This is a genomic window from Streptomyces sp. NPDC104106 (assembly GCF_055584345.1).
In genome coordinates, this window is record NZ_JBVJMF010000052.1 from 1 (window position 1) to 4,406 (window position 4,406).

1 protein-coding gene and 1 pseudogene are annotated in these 4,406 nt (G+C 72.6%); both read right to left on the reverse strand.

All coding sequences use genetic code 11. From position 1 onward, the window contains the following. A pseudogene (locus tag ACZ60X_RS43720) lies at positions 1 to 1,505 on the reverse strand (type I polyketide synthase); the annotation flags it as partial. A gap of 130 nt (positions 1,506 to 1,635) precedes the next feature. Continuing rightward, positions 1,636 to 4,406 (reverse strand): SDR family NAD(P)-dependent oxidoreductase (locus ACZ60X_RS43725; protein ID WP_469611402.1); only part of this gene is annotated, 2,771 nt, incomplete at its 5' end.

The window sequence follows — 4,406 nt, forward strand, 5'->3', positions numbered from 1 at the left end:
GACACCTCCGCGCCACCGACGAACCCCGCCAACCGCTCCGCCTGACCCGCCAGCGCACCCCCCGACGCCGCCGACACCACCAACGGCACCACACCGTCGAGCGGGGTCACCGGCTCCGCGGGTGGTTGCTCCGGGGCTTCTTCGAGGATCAGGTGGGCGTTGGTGCCGCTGACACCGAAGGAGGAGACACCGGCCCGGCGCGGGCGCCCCGTGGCGGGCCACTCCCGCTCCTCGGTCAGCAGCGCGACGGAACCCGCCGACCAGTCGACCTGGGACGAGGGGGCGTCGACGTGCAGTGTGGCCGGGAGGATGCCGTGCCGCATCGCCAGGACCGTCTTGATCACACCGGCGACGCCGGCGGCGGCCTGGGTGTGTCCGATGTTGGACTTCAACGAGCCCAGCCAGAGCGGCCGTTCACGGTCCTGGCCGTAGGTGGCGAGGAGCGCCTGGGCCTCGATCGGGTCGCCGAGGACCGTGCCCGTACCGTGGCCCTCCACCGCGTCCACGTCCGCCGGCGTGAGCCCGGCCTCGGCCAACGCCTTGCGGATGACGCGTTGCTGGGAGGGGCCGTTGGGGGCGGTCAGGCCGTTGGAGGCACCGTCCTGGTTGACCGCGGAGGCGCGGACGACGGCCAGCACCCGGTGGCCGTTGCGGCGGGCGTCGGACAGGCGCTCCAGGACGACCATGCCCGCGCCCTCGGCCCACCCCGTGCCGTCGGCGGCGTCGGCGTACGACTTGCAGCGGCCGTCGGCGGCCAGCGCCCGCTGCCGCGAGAACTGCATGAACATGCCGGGGCCGGCCATGACGGTCGCGCCGCCGGCGAGGGCCATGGAGCACTCACCACGGCGCAGGGCCTGGGCGGCCAGGTGCATGGCGACCAGGGAGGAGGAGCAGGCGGTGTCCACGGTCACCGCGGGGCCCTCCAGGCCGAAGACGTAGGAGATGCGGCCCGAGGCCACGCTTCCGGTGGTACCGGTCCCGGTGAACCCCTCCAGTTCCGGCGGGACCGGGCCGCCGGTGGCGTAGCCCTCGTTGATGACGCCCACGAAGACGCCGACGTCCGAGCCCTTGAGAGCCGTGGGGTCCATGCCGGTCCGCTCCAGGGCCTCCCACGACATTTCGAGGAGGAGCCGCTGCTGGGGGTCCATCGCCACCGCCTCACGCGGCGAGATACCGAACAGGCCCGCGTCGAACAGAGCCGCCTCGTGCAGGAAGCCTCCCTTGTCGACGTAGGAGGTGCCCGTCTTGTCGGGGTCGGCGTCGAAGAGCCTCTCCAGGTCCCAGCCCCGGTCGGTCGGGAACTCCGTTACACCGTCGCCCCGTTCGCGGACGAGCCGCCACAGGTCGTCAGGTCCGGTCACCCCGCCGGGCAGCCGGCACGCCATGCCCACGATCGCGATCGGCTCCGCTTTCTCGGCCTCAAGTTCACGGACGCGTTGCTGCGAGCGACGCGCGTCGGCGAGTACGCGCTTGAGGTAGTCGCGAAGCTTGCTTTCATCCGCCATTGCGGGTCAGCTCCTAGTGGGGCTAAGGCGTCAGGTGGACTGCGGGGCGGGCGGGCTGGCGTGGTTGTTGGTTGCTCGGTCGTTGGTTGTTCGGTCGTTGGTAGTTCGGTCGTTGGTAGTTACTTGTTCGCTATTCACCGAATTCGGTGTCGATGAGTTCGAACAGCTCGTCGTCGGAGGCGGATTCGAAGTCCAGGGCCTCCTCGTCGTCGTTCCCCTCGGTGACGGTCGCCGTGGACCAGGCGGTCAGCAGGCCCTGGAGCCGGGTGGCGACCTGGGCGCGGGTGGCGTCGTCGGGAGCGGTCTCGGTCAACATCCCTTCCAGCTTGCTGAGTTCGGCGAGCAGCGGGTGCGTGGTCGGGGCGGCCTGGTCGCCCGGGGCAAGCCGCTCGCACAGGTAGCGGGCGAGCGTCAGGGGGGTCGGGTAGTCGAAGACGGTGGTGGCGGGCAGGTTCAGGCCGGTGGCTTCGCGGAGCCGGTTGCGCAGTTCGACGGCGGTGAGGGAGTCGAACCCGGCCTCCTTGAACGCCGTTTCGACCCTGATCTGGTCCGCCCCCGTGTGTCCGAGTACGGTCGCCACCTGCCCCTGCACCAGCTCCAGCAGCAAGGTCTGCTGTTCGGCGGGGGACAGTGCGGCGAGCTTGCGGGCGAGCCCGCCAAAGTCCCCGGCACCGACTCGGACGGCCCTCCGGCCGGTCCGCACCAGGCCCCGGAGCAGGGGCGCGACACCGGCGCCCAGCGCGGCGTCGGCGCGCAGCGCCCGCAGGTCGAGCCTGACCGGCACCACCAACGCCTCGCCGGCCGACAGTGCCGTGTCGAGCAGTTGCATTCCCTCCGCGGGCGTGAGCGGTACGACGCCGCCGCGCCGGCCGGGCCGGCTCCGTACGGCGTGACCGGTGGCCGTGTCCTGGCCGCCCACCGGTTCCCACGGGCCCCAGGCCAGGGAGACGGCGGGGAGCCCGGCCGCCCGGCGCCGGTGGGCGACCGCGTCCAGATAGGCGTTGGCCGCCGCGTACCCGCCGGTGCCCGCGCCCAGGAAGATGGAGGACGCGGAGGAGAGCAGGATGAACGCGGCCAGATCCGGGGCGAGTTCGCGGGTCAACTCGTCCAGGTGCCGGACAGCCGTCACCTTCGGGGCGAAGACCCGGGCGATTCGGTCCTCGTCCATCTCGCCGATCATCCCGGCGTCGAAGACGCGTGCCGCGTGCACGACACCGGTCAGCGGATGCGCGTCCGGTACGGCGGAGAGCAGCGCGGCAACCGCGTCGCGATCGGTGACGTCGCACGCGACCACCGATACGGCGGCGCCCCGTGCCCCGAGTTCGGCGACGAGCCGGTCGGCGCCCTCGGCCTCGGGACCACGCCGGCCGGCCAGCACCAGGTGCCGTACCCCGTGCTGCTCCACCAGGTGCCGGGCGACCTCGGCGCCGAGCGTCCCCGTACCGCCGGTGATGAGGACCGTGCCCTCCGGGTCCAGCACCGGTGCCGCGGAGCCACCGACGGGAGACAACCTGGCCAGCCGCGGTACGTACAGCACCTCACCACGCACCGCCAGTTGCGGTTCACCGGTGGCGAGCAGCACGCTCAGGCCCACCGCCTCGATCCCCGTATCACTACCGGGGTCCGTGTCCACGAGAACGATCCGGTCCGGGTTCTCCGCCTGCGCCGCACGCACCAACCCCCACACCGCCGCACCACCGGGATCAGTGACCGCCCCCTCACCACCAGCCGGCACCGCACCCCGCGTCACCACCACCAACCGCCCCTCCTCCACCGGCCGGTCCTCCGCCAACCACCCCCGCACCGCCCCCAGCACCCGACCCACCAACGCCACCGGCACATCACCGCCCCCACCAGTACGCGCCTCCACCACCCTCACACCCGAAACCACACCACCACCAGCACCGCTGACAGCCGACGACAGCACCCCCCACTCCACCCGGAACAACGCATCCGAACCGGACCCACTCCCAGCCGCCGCCTCCAACTGCTCCCCGGAGACCGGCCGCAGTGTGACGGCCTCGGCCGTGACGACCGGGCCACCGGCCTCGTCGGCCGCCTGGAGCACCAGGGCGCCAGAGGCGGACAGCGCCAGGCGCACGCGCAGCGCCGTTGCGCCCTCCGCGTGGAGCGTCAGCCGCCCCCATTCCAGCGGCTGCCAGATCTCAGCGCCGTCGGCTGTCCCGGCTTCCAGGAGTGCGGGGTGCAGGGCGGCCTCCAGCAGTGCCGGATGGATGCCGTACCGGGCCGACGGGTCCCGCTGCCCGTCCGGCAGGGCGACCTCGGCGAAGATCTCCTCGCCGCGCCGCCACACGGCCCGCAGGCCCTGGAAGGCCGGGCCGTACTCGTAGCCGTGCCGAAGCAGCCGCTCGTCCGTTCCGGACAGGTCCTGCGCCTGGGCACCGGGCGGGGGCCAGTCCGTGAAGTCGTAGGTGCCGGGCGCACCGTCCGTACCGCTGAGGCTGCCTATGGCATGCCGGGTCCACGCATCGGCGCCGATCCCGCCGCCGATGTCCTCCCGCGCGGAGTGCACGGACACCGCGCGCCGGCCCTGCGCGTCCGGAGCCTCGACGGTGACCTGAACCCGCACCCCGCCCTGCTCGGGCACCACCAGTGGAGCCTCGATGACCAACTCCTCCACGACACCGCAGCCGACTTCGTCGCCGGCTCGTACGGCCACCTCGACCAGCCCGGCGCCGGGTACGACGACCAGTCCCCCTACGGTGTGGTCGGCCAGCCAGGGGTGCGTGCGCAGGGACAGCCGCGAGGTGAAGACCAGACCGTCCGACTGCGGCAGCGGAACCATCGCACCCAGGAGCGGGTGATCGGCGGTGCTCTGTCCCAGAGCCACGGCATCCGCGGCAGGAGCCATCCGCAGCCAGTAGTGCCGGTGGTCGAAGG